The following is a 17,328-nucleotide window of genomic DNA, read 5'->3' on the forward strand; positions in this document are numbered from 1 at the left end:
GGGAGAGGCCGTGATAGGAGCAGCCGGCCCATGGAGCGGCACCCTGCCCCCGCGCGGTGAGCCGTTGATCCCTTGGTCGGCGTTGTCCCAGCAGGTGGTGCGGCTCGCTGCCATGCCCCACCACCCCTCGTGGCAGAAGGCGGTCCGGCGGGACAGCTCGCCGTACTCGCGCCCCGGGCGCCAATCGCTGACTAGAGGTTGATCCGCTTGAGGTAGACGCGTTTTCTGTGCGGGATCGTCTGGTACCAGAGCATCAGGCGCTCGTCTTCGTAGGTTCGCAGCCGCATGGGGTTGGGATCGTCCTCAAGACTGCCGTCCTTGGGATCGAGCCCCATCGAGGCAAGGTCGACCAGGCCGACCGCGATCCCTTCCACTTCCTCGCGCCAGGCATCCGGAAGGTCTCCGAGTACCCATTCAGCGCTCGGGTCGTACTCGAAGGCCCATCCGGCGTCGTCCTCGACGCCTTCGCCGCGCTTGGTCACAGACCGATCTCCTGCTGGGCCTCGGCGAGGATGCGGTTGATCGTGTCCATGGCGGACCGGAATTGTTCCTCGGTGCTGTGAGGATCGCCGGAGATCCGTTCGGCCCCGTGCAGGGCAGCGGCCCGTGAGGGCCAGCGCTCAATGGCTACGAAGGTCGCCCACTTGGTGAGGAAGAAGCGCAGTGGACTGGTCGACTGGGTCTGCACCGCCCGGTCGAAGGCTTCGGCACACTCCCGGTCGAGCACGGCAAGGTCGGACAAGGCGATTCGTCTGACCGCCTCCCGCAGGGCCTCCCTCGTCATGGCAGGCTGCGGAATCAGCGGCCCGTCGTGTTCTGCGTGCTGAGCGGTCATGTCCTGATCCACTCCCGAATCGTGATTCGCGCCATGTCACAGCGCCTCCTGGTCGCCTGCGGCCAGTCTGCCAGAGCAGTACGCCAAGAGGGGTTCGGCCCGGCCTGTGCCGACCGGCGACAGGGACCCCGGGCCGGGGCGCCTGGGCGGATCCCCCTGAGGGGGCCGCACCCGGCCCCTGGACCGGTTGTCGTGCCCCGGGGATAGCCTCAGGATGAACGCGCCCGGCCGACGCCATCGCTCGTCTGCCCCACCCCGGAAGGAACCCGTGCGGACACCGTTCGAGATCAGCGCCGCCGCCGTACACAGCGCGGCCGTCATTCTCTCCGAGAACCTGCAGGACGGCCTTGTCTGGCGGGAGTTGTGGCCGCTGGTTCTGCGACGGGACCCGACGTTGGAAGAGGATTGGCAGCAGGCGGCGCCCGAGGCGACCAGTGGCTGGGACACCAATCTCAGCCACAACGGGACCAATCTCGTCAAGGCCGGCTGGTTGCGAAGGACCGGCCGCAAGTGGCGGCTCACCGGGCTCGGTGAGCAGGCCCTCACGGAACATCCGGCGCCGGAGGACTTCTTCAGCGAAGCCATCAACCGGTACCTCGCATGGCGCACGAACCGGCCCGGCTTCGACGCAGCCGCCGCGCTGCTGTCGGAGCTGCCCGACGGACGCTGGGTTCGCATCTCCGAACTGGCCGCGGAGTACGAGGTCGACGCCGACGCGCTGGCCGCCTGCTTCCAGGGCACCCGGCCCAGCGGTTGGCACCTGGCACTGGGGTACGACGGTGACGTATGGCCCGAACTGGGTTTACTCCCTACCGAGCTCGATGAATGGCGCAGGCTGCTGGAGCGCGACGAGCTGTACGACGAGGCCCGCTCCAGCGCCGATGTGGTGCGAGCCAAGCCCGGGGCGCGGCTGGCGGCGGAGGAACTCACCGCGCTGGTGCTGGGGGAGTCACCCGACGGGGGTACGGTTCCCGAGCCGCCCCGCCGGGTGTGGATCGTGCGGGGTACCGACGAGGCGGGCGCGAACCTCATCAGAACCCTGTGGCGGGACGAAGGCGTGGTGACGCTGCCTGCGGAGCGGCTGCCGGTGCTCGGCGAAGGCGCCGGGCGCGAGCGGGTTCGGACCGTCATCGACCAGGCGTACTCCAGCGCCACGCCGGCTCGGCGCGAGCGGCTGACCGGCGAGCTCCACACCTTCCTGTCCCGGATGAGCGAACGGGACATCGTGGTCTGCACCGATGGGGCCAGGACGTATCTCGGAGTCGTCCGGGGCCCGGTCCGCTTTGCCACCTCCGACGGCGGCCGGGCCGTCGTCCAGCGCACGGTCGACTGGCGCAACCTTGACGCACCACTGGACTTTTTCAAGGATCTGCCGTCCGGGATGTCGGGACGACTCGCCGACGCGGACGCCCGGCTGGTGGAGGCCAGCGAGTACGCGGGGGACCTGGAGGCGCTGATCGGGGTGGAGCCGGAACAGGCCCCCTCCGCCCCGGCCCTTGCCCCGGTGCTGCCGGACGCCACCACCGATCTGGCCGCGGAACTCACCATCCGGGAGGAGGACATGGAGTGGCTCCAGGAGTGCGTGGAACTGCTCCGGGACAAGCGACAGCTGATCCTGCACGGTCCGCCCGGCACGGGAAAGACCTATACCGCCCTCGCACTGGCCCGGCATCTGACCGGCGGCAACCCCACCAACACCCGGCTGGTGCAGTTCCACCCCGCGTATTCCTACGAGGACTTCTTCGAAGGCTTCAGGCCGCGCACCGCGGCGGCCGCCCGTAAAGACACGAAGCACGACGAGCGGGATGCATCCGGGTCCGCCCAGGCATCCACCGGCATCGTCTTCGACCTCGTCAAGGGGCCGCTGCGCAGGCTTGCGGACTCCGCCGACGAACGGCCCGCCGAGATCTTCGTCCTCGTCATCGACGAGATCAACCGCGGCAACCTCGCCAAGGTCTTCGGCGAGCTGTACTTCCTTCTCGAATACCGCAAGGAGTTCGTGCACCTGCTCTACGGATCGGACGAGGGCCGCGGGTTCCGGCTCCCGCCGAACCTCTACCTCATCGGCACGATGAACACCGTGGACCGCAGTGTGGCGCTCATGGACGCCGCCATGCGCCGCCGCTTCTCCTTCGTGGAACTGCACCCCGACACCGCACCCGCCTCCTCCATACTCCGCTCCTGGCTCGCCGCCAACGCGCTGCCCGAGGACACCGCGATGCTGCTCGATGAACTCAATCGCAGAATCGGCGAAGGGGCGGACCAGGAACGTGAGTTCCGGGTCGGTCCCTCGTACTTCATGCGCCCCGTGGTACACAGCGGACCGCGAGCCCTGGACCGCCTCTGGCGCACCGAGATCCTGCCGCTGCTCACCGAATACCACTGGGGCGATGGCACCGACGTCCACCTGCGGTACGGCCTCGAAGCGATCCGTGAGCACCTCGGCCTCCCTCTCGCGCCATGAGCAGCGAGCCCCGGGTCCGCCTGAAGGAGAGCGGCGGCTGGACACCGTGGACCCTGACCCGGGAGCAGGCCGGGACTCTCAGCGAATCCGAGCTGGTCGAGATCGGGACAGGACCCGGCGACACATGGAAGCTGCGGGCGCGCGGTGCCAAGGGTGTGGTCGGCGCGGTGCGGCTCGGCCGCGGACCGGCCGCCGTTCAGCTCTCCATCGCGCCCAAGATCCCCATAGACCGCATTCTGTACCTGCTGGGATACGCGGCGGATCACATTCGCTGGTCCGAGGAACCCGTCGACGGGGCGGCCCGTCCCGATCTGCTGCCGGCGGTCGGGTACGCGTTCGCCAGGTCGGCCGGCCGCGCTCTGCGCCCCGGCGCGCTGCTCGGCTACCGGGAGACCGAGGACACCCTGCCGGTACTGCGCGGCCGGCTGCGGTCCTCGGCCCAGTTGCGCCGCCGGCCCGGCCTCGCCCTGCCGCTGGAAGTGGTCTACGACGACCACACCACCGACATCCCCGAGAACCAGCTGCTGCTGGGTGCGGTACGCCGTCTGTTGCGCACCCCTGGGCTCGATCCAGGCTGCCGCACGGCCCTTCATGGACTTGCCGGCCGCCTGGACGGAGTCGTCGCTCCGGTACCGGGCGCCCCGCTGCCCCGGTGGGCCCCCACCCGGCTCAACCGGCGTTACCAGCAGGCCCTCGGCCTGGCAGCCCTCATCCTGAACGGCGACTCCTACGAGCTGGACAACGGCCGGCTCGTCAGGGTCGACGGCATGTTGATGACCATGTGGCGGGTCTACGAGACGTTCCTCGGCCAGGCCCTCGGTGAAGCTCTGCGGCAGCGCGCCGGCGGCCGGGCGGAGACCAGGGACACCTCGTACTCCCTGGACGTGGACCGGCGGCACCCGCTCAAACCGGACCTCGTCCACTACCTCTCCGGTCCCGCCGTCGTCGCCGACGCCAAGTACAAGCCCGAACGGGAGCGTGGTGACCTGTACCAGATGCTCGCCTACTGCATCCGGTTCGGACTCAAGGACGGACATCTCGTCTATGTGAGCGGCGTAGAGGACATCGTGCATGTACCGGTGGGAGAGGGCATCGTCCGGCTGCACCGGCACGTACTGGACCTCACGCTCCCGCACCAGGATCTCCAGGCCCGGATCGGCGTTCTGGCCGACACGATACTCAGCGCGCGCTCCAGGGCGCTGCTGTAGAAGGGCGACCCGAACTGCGGCGTGATGCTCCATCAGAAGTCAATAACGGCAGGCCTCTTGTCGTTGGTCCAGACCAATCCTATGCTCGTTCTGCTGTCCCCCCACGCCCCTGTCCGCGCAGTCACGAGATACAGCACGACAAGGAGCCCCCACATGTCAGCCCCCCACCAGCCGGCACTCCGTGTACCCCCGCCGCGGCTGCCCGCGTTCCGCCACGCCGCGGCCGTCGGCGCCGCGGGCGCCGCGGCACTGGCGCTCGTCGCCCTCACCCCGGTGTCCGCGAGCGCGCACGGCGCCCTCAGCGGTCCCGTCAGCCGGATATCCGCCTGCTACGCCGAAGGCCCGGAACACCCGCAGTCGCAGGTCTGCAAGGACCTGGTCGCCATGAGCGGCACCCAGCCGCTCTACGACTGGAACGAGGTGAACATCGCCAACGCCGACGGCCACAGCCGGGACATCATTCCCGACGGCAAGCTGTGCTCGGCCAACCGCGACAAGTACAAGGCCCTCGACATGGCCCGTACCGACTGGCCCGCCACCAGCGTCGCCGCCGGCTCGTTCAACGTCGGCTTCCGGGTCACCGCACCCCACCGCGGCGTCATGACCCTCTACATCACCAAGGCCGGCTACGACCCGACGAAGCCGCTCAAGTGGTCCGACCTGGACGCCACTCCGATCGCCACCTACCCGACCAGCTCCTCCGCGACGAGCGGCTACTACAACTTCACCGCGCAGCTGCCCAGCCGCTCCGGCCGCCACCTGATCTACCAGGTCTGGCAGCGCACCGACAGCCCCGAGGCGTTCTACGGCTGCTCCGATGTCGTCTTCGGACAGGGCGCCGCCGCCAAGGCCCCGGCCGCGCCCAGCGACCAGCAGATCGCCGCCGGAGCGAGCCGGTCGACGGTCAGCCACCACGGCCACGGCGGGGACACCACTCTCGTCACCCAGAACACGGCAGCGAGCGGCCAGGCCGCCGGCACCCTGAAGACGGCACTCGGCGGCAGCGCCGTTCTCGCCGCGGGAGCCGTCGGAATGATCCTCCGCGGCCGCCGCCGGACCGCAGCCCGCACACAGGCGTAACCCCGCCGACTGTAGGGACCCGACAGGGACGGCTGGACGCCCCTGTCGGGGCCGGTTCCCTGTATCGCTGCCCGGACCGATAGTTTCGTGGTGATAGCCACAACTATGGGAAAGGGTGATCCGTTGAGCCGCTCGGTTCTCGTCACCGGAGGAAACCGGGGCATCGGCCTCGCCATCGCCCAGGCTTTCGCCGACGCGGGTGACAAGGTCGCCATCACCTACCGCTCGGGCGAGCCGCCGGAGGGCTTGCTCGCGGTGCGGTGCGACATCACGGACGCCGAACAGGTCGAGCAGGCCTACAAGGAGATCGAGGAGAAGCACGGCGCGGTCGAGGTGCTGATCGCCAACGCCGGCGTCACCCGCGACCAGCTGCTGCTCCGGATGACCGACGAGGACTTCACCTCGGTCCTGGACACCAACCTCACGGGCACCTTCCGTGTGGTCAAGGCCGCCGCCCGGAAGATGCTGCGGGCCCGCAAGGGACGCATCGTGCTCATCTCCTCGGTGGTCGGCCTGCTCGGCTCCGCCGGCCAGTCGAACTACGCCGCCTCCAAGGCCGGCCTGGTCGGCTTCGCGCGCTCGCTGGCCCGTGAGCTCGGCTCGCGCAACATCACCGTGAACGTCGTGGCTCCCGGCTTCGTGGACACCGACATGACCCGCGCGCTCACCGACGAGCAGCGCGCGAAGATCGTCGGCCAGATCCCGCTGGCCCGCTACGCACAGACCGCGGAGATCGCCTCCTCGGTCCGCTTTCTCGCCTCCGAAGAGGCCGCATACATCACTGGTGCCGTCATTCCCGTAGACGGCGGATTGGGCATGGGTCACTGATCACCATGAGTGGAATTCTCGAAGGCAAGCGCATCCTGATCACCGGAGTGCTGATGGAGTCCTCCATCGCGTTCCACACCGCCAAGCTGGCGCAGGAGCAGGGCGCTGAGATCATCCTCACCGCCTTCCCGCGGCCCACCCTGACCGAGCGCATCGCCAGGAAGCTGCCGAAGCCCACCAAGGTCATCGAGCTGGACGTGACCAACGCCGAGCACCTCGGCTCGCTCGCGGACACCGTACGCGCCGAGCTGGGCAGCCTGGACGGCGTCGTGCACTCCATCGGCTTCGCTCCGCAGGACGCGCTCGGCGGCAACTTCCTCAACGCCCCGTGGGAGTCCGTCGCCACCGCGATGCACGTCTCCGCGTTCTCGCTGAAGTCGCTCACCATGGCGTGCCTGCCGCTGATGAGCAACGGCGGCGGCTCGGTCGTCGGCCTCACCTTCGACGCGCAGTACGCCTGGCCGCAGTACGACTGGATGGGCCCGGCCAAGGCCGCGCTGGAGGCGACGTCCCGCTACCTCGCCCGTGACCTGGGCAAGCAGAACGTCCGCTGCAACCTGATCTCGGCCGGACCGATCGGCTCGATGGCCGCCAAGTCCATCCCGGGCTTCGGCGAGCTCGCGGACGTCTGGAACCACCGCTCCCCGCTGGAGTGGGACATGTCCGACCCGGAGCCGACCGGCCGCGGTGTCGTCGCCCTGCTCTCGGACTGGTTCCCGAAGACGACCGGCGAGATCATCCACGTCGACGGCGGCCTGCACGCGGTCGGTGCCTGACCCGTACCGCTCCTGACACACGGCAGACGCCCGGTCCCCGACGCTTCCTCAGCGTCCGGGGCCGGGCGTTCGCCGTGCTCCGCGGGGATCAGGGAGTGCCGAGCCCCCGGCAGTGGAAGGCGTGTCCGGCGGCCTCGGCCGACGCCGTCTCCGCGTCGCCCGCGCGGATCGCCTCGACCAGCCGGGCGTGGTCCAGGTGCTGCTCCGGGCGCAGCACCTCGCCGACGTCCGCGCGCAGGAAGTCGCGCAGCACCTCGCCGAAGTCCGCGTAGAGCTCGACCAGCACCTCGTTGTGCGAGGCGCCGACGACCGCCAGGTGCAGCGTCGCGTCCGCGTCGACGAACGCGGCGGCGTCCCCCGACTCCCAGGCCCGCTCGCGGCGCTCCAGCAGGGTGTCGAGATGCCGCAGGTCGCGGTCGGTGCGGCGGGCGGCGGCCAGCCCGGCGGCGGACGCCTCCAAGGCGCTGCGCAGCTCGGCGACATGCCGCGGATCGGCGTCGGCGAACCGGCGCTGCATGACGCCCGCCAGCTCGCTGGTGGCCACGACATAGGTGCCGGAGCCCTGCCGGATGTCGAGCAGCCCGTTGTGGGCCAGCGCCCTGACCGCCTCGCGGACGGTGTTGCGGGCGACGCCGAGCTGTTCGACCAGCTCGGGTTCCGTCGGGATGCGGGAGCCGACCGGCCACTCACCGGACGTGATCTGGGTGCGCAGCCGGGTGATCACCTGGTCGGCGAGCGTGGACTGCCGGGGGAGTGGTCCGAGATTCATCCCATCATTCTATGATGGCTGCATGCGCGATGACGAACCCCTCACCCTCGACCGCGACAAAGCCGTGTCCCGACCGGGATCCGCACCCGGGTCCGCGCCGGTCTCCGAAGCCGCTCCCGGGCCGGAGACGTCGGCGCTGCCCGTCTGGACGCGCCGCCTCGTCCTCGCCGGGCTGGTGCTCGCCGCGCTCAACCTCCGTCCCGCCGTCACCAGCCTCGGGCCGCTCATGAAGGAGGTCAGGGCCGGCCTCGGCATGAGCGGCGCCGTGGCCGGGTTCCTCACCTCCGTGCCCGCCCTGTGCTTCGCGCTCTTCGGCATCGCCGCCCCGCGACTGGCCCGCCGCTTCGGCGCGGGCGCCGTGGTGTGCGCGGGCATGGCGGCCATCGCCACCGGACTGCTGCTGCGCCCGTTCGCGAGCGGCACCGTGCTCTTCCTCGCCGCCAGCGCCGTCGCACTGGCCGGCATAGCGGTCAGCAACATCCTGATGCCGGTGATCGTCAAGCGGTACTTCCCCGACCGGGTCGGGGCGATGACCGGGCTCTACTCGATGGCGCTCTCCCTCGGCACCGCGGCCGCCGCCGCGGCGACCGTGCCCCTGACCTCCGCCATGGGCCACGGCTGGCGGCTCGGTCTGGGCGTCTGGGCGGCGCTCGCCGTCGTCGCGATCGTGCCGTGGCTCGGCCTGGTCCGGGACCGCAGCGCCGCCGCGCGGCCCGCCGCCGCGGGCAGCGGCCCCGCCACCACCACCGACGGGAACACCGGACGGATCATCCGCAGCCGTACGGCCTGGGCGCTGGCCTGCTTCTTCGGCCTGCAGGCCACCGCCGCCTACGTCACGATGGGCTGGATGCCGCAGATCTTCCGCGACGCCGGGCTCTCCGCCGGCACCGCAGGGGCGCTGCTGGCCGTGACGATGGTGATGGGCGTCCCGCTCTCCTTCGCGCTGCCCTCGCTCGCCGGCCGGATGCGGCACCAGGGTCCGCTCGTCGTCGTCCTCGCGCTCTTCGGCCTCGCCGGGTACACCGGCCTGTGGCTCGCCCCGGCCGGCGCCCCCTGGGTGTGGGCGCTGCTGCTCGGCATCGCCAACTGCGCCTTCCCGCTGGCCCTGACGATGGTCGGGATGCGCTCGCGCACCGGCGCGGGAGTGGTCCGGCTGTCCGCCTTCGCGCAGAGCACCGGCTATCTGATCTCGATCCCGGGACCGATCCTGGTCGGCGCCCTCTACCAGCACAGCGGCGGCTGGGACCTGCCCATCGCGCTGATGGCCGCGCTCATGGTGCCGCAGATCGTCGTCGGCGTGCTGGCCGGACGCAACCGGTACATCGAGGACGAACTGTGACCGCGCCGCGGGCGACCCCGCCGCGGTCCTTTCCGGCGCCGGTGCGAGACTGGGGCCATGCCCGTACTTGAGCCCAACCCCCCGCACAGCCAGAAGCGACTGATGATCATCATCGGTCTGATGCTGGCTGTTCCGGCCTTCGTCGCGATCATCGCGACCGTCGCGGCCAAGTTCGGCTGAACCGCCGCCCCTGAGGCCGATGGTGGGGACAACCCCACCATCCCTAGGGGGGCCAGGTCAGGGTCAAGTGGGTGGCCCGCCCGATGGGATCGTCGAGTGCCCTTCCGTAGTTTCGAAGGGTCAGAACATTCCAGCACTTCACGGAGGCGGTCACCGTGTCCACCCAGTCCATCCAGGCACCCACCCGCCCCTCGCGGCACACGGTCGGCCAGGGGGCCGGCGGGGTCCAGACGCGCCTCCCGTGGTGGGCCGTCGCACTGCCCGCGCTCGCCTTCGCCGCGCTGCTCATGCTGATCGCCGGACCCGGCCGGAGCGACACCTCGGCGGCCGAGCCCGCCGGTCAGCTCATCTCCCGCATCGCGGACGCGCTCCCCGGTATCGCCCAGCACCTCCTGTGATGCCGGGGCCCGTGACGATCGGCGCCCACGGGCCGGTGCCCGCCGTAACGGCTACCCCGCGCCTGATCGCGGATTTTCTGGAAAGCTGAGGGGCATGAGCGTCGACTCGCCCCGCACGATCGTCCTACTCCGTCACGCCAAGGCCGACTGGCCCTCGGTCGCCGACCACGAGCGGCCGCTGGCCGAACGCGGTCGCACGGACGCCTCCGTAGCGGGCCGCCGGCTCGCCGACGCGGGGATCGCCCCCGACCTGGTCCTGTGCTCCACCGCCGCCCGCACCCGTGAGACCTGGAAGCTCGCCGCGCACGAGATGCCGCAGCGCCCCAGGACCGTCTACGAGGAGCGGCTGTACGAAGCGAGCCTGGGCGAGCTGCTGGCCCTGCTCAACGAGACCCCCGACGACATCGGCACCCTGCTGGTCATCGGCCACAACCCCGGCATGCACGCCCTCGCCGACGCCCTCGCGGGCACCGCCGAGGCGGACGCCCTGGCCCGGATGAACCGCGGCGGCTTCCCGACCGCGGCCTTCGGCGTCGTCACGTTCTCCGGTTCCTGGAAGTCCGTCGAGCACGGCGTCGGCCGGCTGGCCGACTACTGGGTGCCGCACGAGGCCTGAGCCCGTCCGGACGGACCGCGCGGACCGTGCGGCGAGGCCTGATGCGGATCCCGACCCCGGCCTAGCGGGATTCCGTCGGGGCGCCGTCCAGCGCGTCGGCCGCCTCGACCTCTTCCCGCGTGATGCCCAGCAGGTACAGGACGGTGTCCAGGAACGGCACGTTGACCGCGGTGTCGGCGGCCTGCCGGACGACCGGCTTGGCGTTGAACGCGACACCCAGTCCCGCCGCGTTCAGCATGTCGAGGTCGTTCGCCCCGTCACCGATCGCCACGGTCTGGCTCAACGGCACCCCGGCCTGTTCCGCGAAGCTCCGCAGCAGCCGCGCCTTGCCGGCCCGGTCCACGATCGGCCCGGTCACCCGGCCGGTGAACTTCCCGTCCACCACCTCCAGGGTGTTCGCGGCCGCGAAGTCCAGCCCCAGCCGCTCCTTGAGGTCGTCGGTGACCTGGGTGAAACCGCCCGAGACGATCCCCACCTGGTAGCCGAGCCGCTTGAGCGTGCGGATCAGGGTACGGGCGCCCTTGGTGAGCCGGACCTCGGCGCGGACCTTGTCCACCACCGACTCGTCCAGCCCCGCCAGCAGCGCCACCCGGGCGTGCAGCGACTGCTCGAAGTCCAGCTCGCCGCGCATCGCCGCGGCGGTGACCTCGGCGACCTCCGCCTCGCACCCGGCGTGCGCGGCGAAGAGCTCGATCACCTCGTCCTGGATGACGGTGGAGTCCACATCCATCACCACCAGCCGCTGGGCCCGCCGCTGCAGCCCGGCCGGGACCACCGCCACATCCACCCCCCGCGCGGCCGCCTCCATCGCCAGCGCCGAGCGCAGCGCCAGCGGATCGGCGCCCGAGACGGCGAACTCGACCGCCGTCACCGGGTACTTCGCGAGCCGGAAGATCCGGTCGATGTTGCCGCCGGTGGCGGTGATGCAAGCCGCTATGGCGGCTGTCGACTCGGCCGTCAGCGGGTGGCCCAGGACCGTCACATGGGAACGTCCCTCACCGCGCGGCCGGTTGTCACCGATACCGGAGATGATCTCGGCCTGCATCTTGATCGACTCGGACCAGCTGTGCACGGTCGAGCGCAGCTCGCCCTCGGCGCCGGGCGCGGTCGGCGCGGTCACCAGCGCGCACAGCACCATCCGGCCCCGCGTGACGACCTGTTCGATGTCCACGACGTCCACGCCGAACGCGGCGAGGGTGTCGAAGAGTCCGGCGGTGATGCCTGGGCGGTCCTTGCCGAAGATCTTGACGAGGAGGGTGGGCGCGTCCGCGGAGGGAACGGCGGCGACAGGGATGGGCTGCGTGGCGTCGTTCATGGTGACACCACCGTATCCGGCGGCCTCAAGGACGCGACGAGCCGTCCCGCGTGGCGGACACCCATCCGGACCCGCGCGGCGGGAATCCGACCCGAATGCCCGCCGACACCCCCGCCTGCCGCCTGCGCGGCGCCCTACTGCCTGCGGGGCGCTCCCGGCGGAGGCGGCGGTTCGCCCGGCGGGTCGGGCCATTTGTCGGTGCGGCCGCCGCCACCGGAACGGCGCGGCAGCGGCGGGGGCAGCGGGGCGCCGGCCATCGTCTGGGCCGCGTGCGGCGAGTCGTTGCCGGCGCCTCCGGCGGGCTCCGCCGGCTGCTTGTACGGGTTCGGCCCGTCCTCCTCGGGACGGTACGCCGGGCTCGGAACGTAAGGCCCCGGCTCGTAGGCGACGGCCGGGTAGGTCCGCGCGGAATCGCCGGCCGTGCCGCCCGGCGCCGGGCCCAGCGCCAGCGGCGCCGCCTGCCGCCCCGCGGCGCCGGTCGCCAGCGCCAGCAGCGCGCCCACGCCGCCCGCCCCCGCACCCCAGGCGGCGCCCAGCAGCAGCGCCAGCGGGACGCTGCCGTGCAGTTCTATCCCGGCCCCGACGGCGTCGAAGCCGAAGACCGACAGGTCGGCGTTCACCGAGACCCCGGTCAGCCACACCAGCAGCGGGAACGCGACGGCCGACGCGACTCCCAGCCGCAGCGCGCAGCGCCCCGCGTATCCGGCGCGCGATCCGGGCCCCAGCGGGGTGCGGGTCGCGGTGAGCGCCCCGGCGGTCAGCATCATCAGCGCCACCGCGACCGGCAGCAGCCAGACCCGGTCGTCCAGCTCGGCGAGCCGGCCCAGCGTGATGGGTTCCCTGACCCCGCTGTTCAGCAAGCGGTCGAAGGGATCGGGCAGCACCTTCGCGAGCTCCCCGGTCGCGACGCCCTTCCACTGGACGAACAGGCCCAGCGGCAGCGCCAGCCAGACCCCGTCGGGAGCGCCGAGGAGCGCGGCCCCCATGATCCGGCCCGGCTCCTCGCCGGTGACCGCCGCGTACCCGGCGGCGGCGAGCCCCGCCACCACGGCGAGCACCAGCAGCCCGCACAGTGCGGAGACGGCGGGCCGCACCACCCGGTGCACGCCCTGCCAGCCCGGCGGCAGCGGCGTACGGCGCGAGGCGAGCAGCGCGATCAGCAGCACCACCAGCACCCACACCAGACCGCGCAACAGGGTCGGTACGGTGTCGACATGGAAGCCGACCGACGTCTTGGCCTTGATCAGCCCCTGCAGACCGTCGGAGAGTCCGCCGCCCCCGATGTCCCCGATACCGGGCAGCTTGTCCAGGATGCCGCCGGTCTGCGGAGCGCCGAGCGAGGCGCCGTCGATGGCGATGGTGTCCTGGCCGGCCCAGGCCAATCCGCCGAGTACGGCGGTGAAGAACACCGCGACCGCCAGCACCCGGGCGGCCAGTTCACCGGCGGAGACGACCGTCCCGGCCTTGCGTAACGACCGCAGGAAGACCCACACCAGCAGCAGCGCGCCCACCAGGCTCACGCCCAGCGGCATGACGCCGATGGCGCCCTGGGTGCCGGCGCTGTCCATCCCGAACACGGCGACGTCGCCCGACGGCCGGACCCGGCCGCCCGCCGCCATCGCCACCACCGCGGCCGTCATCGGTCCGAGCGAACCGGCGGCGTCCGCCCCGAGCAGATGCAGACCGAGCGCGGCGGTGCCCGTCATGGCCAGAAACGCCCAACTCACGGACGCGATGGCGGAGAGCAGTACGCTCACCCAGGGCGTGGTCCTAGCGGTCATCCCGGCCCCCCGAGGTCGTGTCCTTGGGCGGTTACTACTCTCCGGTGGCATTTGGGCGCAGTCAACGCTGCCGGCGGGCGTACTTATCGGAGGGCGGGTTCCGGTTCGACTGCCGGGCCTGAAATAGTTCCTCCCGATGTTCGCAATCCCTAGACTCCCCGCATGGGGAAATACCGGGGGACAACTTTTGGGGCTTGGGGTGCCTGAACTCGTACTCGAATTGAACGGTCAAACCTGGACGCTCGACCCATCCAGGTCGTACAGCCTCGGGCGGGATCCGCAGGGAGACATGGTGTTCGACGACGCCAGAGTCTCCTGGCGGCATGCCACCATCCGCTGGGGCGAGCGCAGTTGGATCGTCGAGGATCTCGGCAGCACCAACGGCACCTATGTCCAGGGCCAGCGGATCCACCAGATGGAGGTCGGACCTGGCTCCGCCGTGAACCTCGGCAACGCGACCGACGGCCCCCGTCTCAACTTCAGCGGCGGCCAGCAGGTCAGCGCCGATCTCTACAGTGCGGAGACGTCGCTGGCGCAGCCGCACCAGGCACCTGCCGCACGGCAGGCCCCGCCGGTCCAGCAGCCGCACCGGCCGCCCGTCCAGCCGCAGCAGCCGCAGCAGGGTGGCTGGAACCAGCCTCCGGCACAGGTTCCGCAGCAGCAGGGCTGGCCGCAGCAGCCGCAGCAACCGCAGGCCGGGCAGCAGCACCGCAGCCCGACCACGATGCACCACTTCTCCATCAACCAGGTCACCAAGATCGGCCGTGCGCTGGAGAACGACCTGGTCGTCTCCGACCTCCAGGTCTCCCGGTTCCACGCCGAGTTCAAGGCGCACCCGGACGGCCGCTTCGAGATCGTCGACCTGGGCAGCCACAACGGCACCTACGTCAACGGCCAGCCGATCCAGCGCCATCTGCTGGGCCCCAACGACATCGTCGGCGTCGGCCACTCGACCTTCCGGCTGGCCGGAGACCGGCTCGAGGAGTTCGTCGACACCGGTGAGGTCTCCTTCTCCGCCCGGCGGCTGACCGTCACGGTCCCGCAGGGCAACACCACGAAGACGATCCTCAAGGACGTCTCCTTCGGTGTCCCGGAGAAGTCGCTGATCGGGGTGATCGGCCCGTCCGGTTCCGGCAAGTCCACGCTGCTGCGTGCGCTGACCGGCTACCGTCCGGCCGACCAGGGCGAGGTGCTGTACGACAACCGAAACCTGTACAAGCAGTTCGCCGAGCTGCGCCAGCGCATCGGTCTGGTCCCGCAGGACGACATCCTGCACAAGGAGCTGACCGTCCGCAAAGCACTGCGGTACGCGGCCAAGCTCCGCTTCCCCGGTGACACCGCGACCGACGAGCGCAACCACCGGATCCAGGAGGTCCTGCAGGAGCTCAAGCTCGACATCCACGCGGACAAGCGCATCACCTCCCTCTCGGGGGGCCAGCGCAAGCGGGTCTCCGTCGCGCTGGAGCTGCTCACCAAGCCGTCGCTGATCTTCCTGGACGAGCCGACCTCCGGCCTCGACCCGGGTATGGACCGCGACGTCATGAAGCTGCTGCGCGGTCTGGCCGACGACGGCCGCACCGTCCTGGTGGTCACCCACTCGGTGGCCGAGCTGGCGCTGTGCGACAAGCTGCTGGTGATGGCGCCGGGCGGCTCGGTCGCCTACTTCGGCCCGCCGGAGGAAGCGCTCAACTTCTTCGGTTACGAGACCTGGGCCGACGTCTTCTCGGCGTTCGAGAACTACCGCGACTACGACTGGTCGGGCCGCTGGCACGGCTCGCAGCACTACCAGATGTACGCGGCCGACCTGGACGCCGCCCCGCAGGCCGTGGCGGTCGTCCCGCAGATGGCCACCCGCCCGCCGAAGCCGCAGAGCTGGGGTTCCCAGCTGTTGACGCTGGTGCGCCGCTATCTGTCGGTGATCGCGTCCGACCGCGGCTTCATCGGGCTGATGTTCATCCTGCCCGCGGTGCTGGGTGTGGTCAGCGTCGTCATCCCTGCCGACAGCGGTCTGGGTCCGGGTCCGCTCAAGGCCCACCTGGTCAACAAGGACGCGGGCACGATCCTGCTGATCCTCGCGGTGGGCGCCTGCTTCTCGGGCGCCGCCAACTCGGTACGAGAACTGATCAAGGAACGGGTGATCTACGAACGGGAACGGGCCACCGGCCTGTCCCGCTCCGCGTACCTGATGTCCAAGGTCATCGTGCTGGGTCTGATCACGGCCCTGCAGGGCGTCATCATCTGCGGCATCGGCTTCGCCCCGCGGGCCATGCCCACCGAGGGCGTGATCTTCAAGAGCTCACCGGCGATCGAGATGACGCTGGCCGTCATCGCGCTCGGCTTCACCTCGATGATGTTCGGCCTGATCATCTCGGCCCTGGTGAAGACCGCCGAGAAGACCATGCCGCTGCTGGTGATGTTCGCGATCGTCCAGGTCGTCTTCACCGGGGTGCTCTTCCAGCTCTACGACTCGATCGGCGTGGAGCAGTTCGCCTGGCTGATGCCGGCCCGCTGGGCCGTCTCGGCGCTGGGCACCACCGCCCAGCTGAACGTCCTCATGCCGTGGGACGCGGCCAACCCGGACCAGCTCTGGGAGCACACCGCGGCCCAGTGGATCGTCGACATGGGCGTGCTGGTCGTACTCGGGGTCATCTGCGGTGTCGTGGTCGCGCGGCTGCTGCGCCGCCACGAGCCGGAGGTCATGCGCAAGTAGCGCGCAGGACCGACAACGCCGAAGGGCGGCCGTACCCCTGGGGGTGCGGCCGCCCTTCGGCGTGGTGGACCGGTGCTCAGTAGGCCGAGTCGACGTTGTCGATGGAGCCGTAGTTCGCGGCCGCGTAGTTGCACGCGGCGGTGATGTTGGCGACCGGGTCGTAGATGTCCATGGAGGTACCGGCGACGTGGTACTGCTGGAACGTCGGGTCGATGACCTGCAGCAGACCCTTGGAGGGTATGCCGGCCATGGCGTTGGAGTCCGTGAGGTTGATGGCCTGCGGGTTGCCCGAGGACTCACGGATGATGTTGCGGTAGATGCCGTCGTAGCTGCCCGGGATGTTGTGGGCGGCCATGACCGACAGCGACTCCTTGATCCAGCCGTCGAGGTCGTTCGAGTACGAGACGGCGGCCGGAGCCTTGGTCTCGGCCTTCGGCTTGGCGGCGAGGGCCTTGCGCTCGTGGGAGCGGTTCGCGGCCTGCTCCGCCTTCTTGCGCTTGGCGGCCTCGTCAGCGGCCTTCTTCTTGGCGGCGTCGTCGGCCGCCTTCTTCTTCGCGGCCGCGGCGGCCGTGTCGGCCGCCTTCTTCTTGGCCGCGGCCTCGGCTGCGGCGTGCTGCGAAGCGGCGCCGGCCTGGTCGGTAATGCTCTGCGGGCCGGCGGTGCTGACCACAGCGATGTTGGAGGGCTCGCCGGCGGCGAGGGCCGTTCCGTCGGATCCCTGGACACCAGCGGTGATGGCCAGAACCGTCAGAGCGGCGGTTGCGGTGCCTGCTACGGCGAACGAATGCACCTTGTTCAGGCGGCCGAGCTTCGGGAGCGTCGGGAGCTGCATGGGGGAGTTACCTCTTCCAATTGCGGACTCCGGCATTGATAGCTGGGTAAAAACCGCAGGGCAAAGAGGTCGATTACTAACGAAAGTCGTAGTTGCGGGTTGAACGGCAGGGCGTGTTTACGGGCCCCTTACGCGCCGTGGGCACCCTCCCGGTCCACTATCCGGCTTCGTAAGTGACGTACGTCCTATCGGGCAGG

At 70.5% G+C, this 17,328-nt stretch carries 16 protein-coding genes; 10 read left to right on the plus strand and 6 right to left on the minus strand.

Annotated elements, in window-relative coordinates; all coding sequences use genetic code 11:
• Nucleotides 1-191: 191 nt before the first annotated feature.
• Together LNW73_RS25795 and LNW73_RS25800 are read right to left on the minus strand one after the other, a co-directional pair.
• Nucleotides 192-482 (minus strand): hypothetical protein, encoded by a 291-nt coding sequence (locus LNW73_RS25795; protein ID WP_250991537.1) that lies wholly within the window; start codon nucleotides 480-482, stop codon nucleotides 192-194.
• Nucleotides 479-847 carry a hypothetical protein gene (locus LNW73_RS25800; protein ID WP_250991538.1) on the minus strand — a complete coding sequence of 123 codons (369 nt, stop codon included), beginning with the start codon at nucleotides 845-847 and terminating at the stop codon, nucleotides 479-481. The genes LNW73_RS25795 and LNW73_RS25800 overlap by 4 nt, the downstream gene beginning before the upstream one ends.
• A 256-nt stretch (nucleotides 848-1,103) precedes the next feature.
• On the opposite strand from LNW73_RS25800, the gene LNW73_RS36480 reads away from it, so the two are divergent.
• The 5 genes from LNW73_RS36480 (at nucleotide 1,104) to fabI (ending at nucleotide 7,191) form a co-directional block, all read left to right on the plus strand.
• A complete protein-coding gene (locus tag LNW73_RS36480; RefSeq protein WP_250991539.1) occupies nucleotides 1,104-3,299 on the plus strand; it encodes an McrB family protein in 2,196 nt (731 codons plus the stop codon).
• Nucleotides 3,296-4,507 carry an McrC family protein gene (locus tag LNW73_RS25810; RefSeq protein WP_250991540.1) on the plus strand — a complete coding sequence of 404 codons (1,212 nt, stop codon included), beginning with the start codon at nucleotides 3,296-3,298 and terminating at the stop codon, nucleotides 4,505-4,507. The genes LNW73_RS36480 and LNW73_RS25810 overlap by 4 nt, the downstream gene beginning before the upstream one ends.
• A 153-nt stretch (nucleotides 4,508-4,660) precedes the next feature.
• On the plus strand, nucleotides 4,661-5,587 hold the full coding sequence (locus LNW73_RS25815) for a lytic polysaccharide monooxygenase auxiliary activity family 9 protein (protein ID WP_250991541.1): 927 nt from the start codon (nucleotides 4,661-4,663) through the stop codon (nucleotides 5,585-5,587).
• Nucleotides 5,588-5,710: 123 nt separating this feature from the next.
• Complete coding sequence (fabG, locus tag LNW73_RS25820) at nucleotides 5,711-6,415, plus strand: 3-oxoacyl-[acyl-carrier-protein] reductase (protein WP_250991542.1); 705 nt, start codon at nucleotides 5,711-5,713, stop codon at nucleotides 6,413-6,415.
• Between the two features lie 5 nt (nucleotides 6,416-6,420).
• Nucleotides 6,421-7,191: an enoyl-ACP reductase FabI gene (fabI, locus tag LNW73_RS25825; RefSeq protein ID WP_250991543.1), complete on the plus strand. Its 771-nt coding sequence runs from the start codon at nucleotides 6,421-6,423 to the stop codon at nucleotides 7,189-7,191.
• An 88-nt stretch (nucleotides 7,192-7,279) separates the two neighbouring features.
• Here fabI and LNW73_RS25830 read toward each other — a convergent pair whose 3' ends face one another.
• On the minus strand, nucleotides 7,280-7,960 hold the full coding sequence (locus tag LNW73_RS25830) for a FadR/GntR family transcriptional regulator (protein WP_250991544.1): 681 nt from the start codon (nucleotides 7,958-7,960) through the stop codon (nucleotides 7,280-7,282).
• A gap of 22 nt (nucleotides 7,961-7,982) precedes the next feature.
• On the opposite strand from LNW73_RS25830, the gene LNW73_RS25835 reads away from it, so the two are divergent.
• The 4 genes from LNW73_RS25835 to LNW73_RS25850 all read left to right on the plus strand — a co-directional run bounded on the left by LNW73_RS25835 (nucleotide 7,983) and on the right by LNW73_RS25850 (nucleotide 10,493).
• Complete coding sequence (locus LNW73_RS25835; RefSeq protein ID WP_250991545.1) at nucleotides 7,983-9,299, plus strand: CynX/NimT family MFS transporter; 1,317 nt, start codon at nucleotides 7,983-7,985, stop codon at nucleotides 9,297-9,299.
• A gap of 57 nt (nucleotides 9,300-9,356) precedes the next feature.
• A complete protein-coding gene (locus LNW73_RS25840; RefSeq protein ID WP_250975239.1) occupies nucleotides 9,357-9,479 on the plus strand; it encodes an SGM_5486 family transporter-associated protein in 123 nt (40 codons plus the stop codon).
• 170 nt (nucleotides 9,480-9,649) lie between these two features.
• Nucleotides 9,650-9,877 (plus strand): hypothetical protein, encoded by a 228-nt coding sequence (locus LNW73_RS25845; protein ID WP_250993039.1) that lies wholly within the window; start codon nucleotides 9,650-9,652, stop codon nucleotides 9,875-9,877.
• Between the two features lie 94 nt (nucleotides 9,878-9,971).
• Nucleotides 9,972-10,493 carry a SixA phosphatase family protein gene (locus LNW73_RS25850; RefSeq protein ID WP_138354968.1) on the plus strand — a complete coding sequence of 174 codons (522 nt, stop codon included), beginning with the start codon at nucleotides 9,972-9,974 and terminating at the stop codon, nucleotides 10,491-10,493.
• Between the two features lie 61 nt (nucleotides 10,494-10,554).
• Here the strand turns inward: LNW73_RS25850 and serB are convergent, their stop codons facing one another.
• Together serB and LNW73_RS25860 are read right to left on the minus strand one after the other, a co-directional pair.
• On the minus strand, nucleotides 10,555-11,808 hold the full coding sequence (gene serB, locus LNW73_RS25855) for a phosphoserine phosphatase SerB (protein ID WP_250975238.1): 1,254 nt from the start codon (nucleotides 11,806-11,808) through the stop codon (nucleotides 10,555-10,557).
• A 134-nt stretch (nucleotides 11,809-11,942) separates the two neighbouring features.
• Nucleotides 11,943-13,589 (minus strand): streptophobe family protein, encoded by a 1,647-nt coding sequence (locus LNW73_RS25860; protein ID WP_250991546.1) that lies wholly within the window; start codon nucleotides 13,587-13,589, stop codon nucleotides 11,943-11,945.
• A 199-nt stretch (nucleotides 13,590-13,788) separates the two neighbouring features.
• Here LNW73_RS25860 and LNW73_RS25865 point away from each other — a divergent pair, with 199 nt between their 5' ends.
• Nucleotides 13,789-16,299, plus strand: coding sequence for an FHA domain-containing protein (locus LNW73_RS25865; RefSeq protein WP_250991547.1), 2,511 nt, complete (start codon nucleotides 13,789-13,791; stop codon nucleotides 16,297-16,299).
• Nucleotides 16,300-16,375: 76 nt separating this feature from the next.
• Here the strand turns inward: LNW73_RS25865 and LNW73_RS25870 are convergent, their stop codons facing one another.
• Complete coding sequence (locus tag LNW73_RS25870) at nucleotides 16,376-17,131, minus strand: transglycosylase SLT domain-containing protein (RefSeq protein WP_250991548.1); 756 nt, start codon at nucleotides 17,129-17,131, stop codon at nucleotides 16,376-16,378.
• Between the last annotated feature and the right edge of the window lie 197 nt (nucleotides 17,132-17,328).

The organism is Streptomyces sp. RKAG337, from assembly GCF_023701715.1.
GTDB lineage: Bacteria > Actinomycetota > Actinomycetes > Streptomycetales > Streptomycetaceae > Actinacidiphila.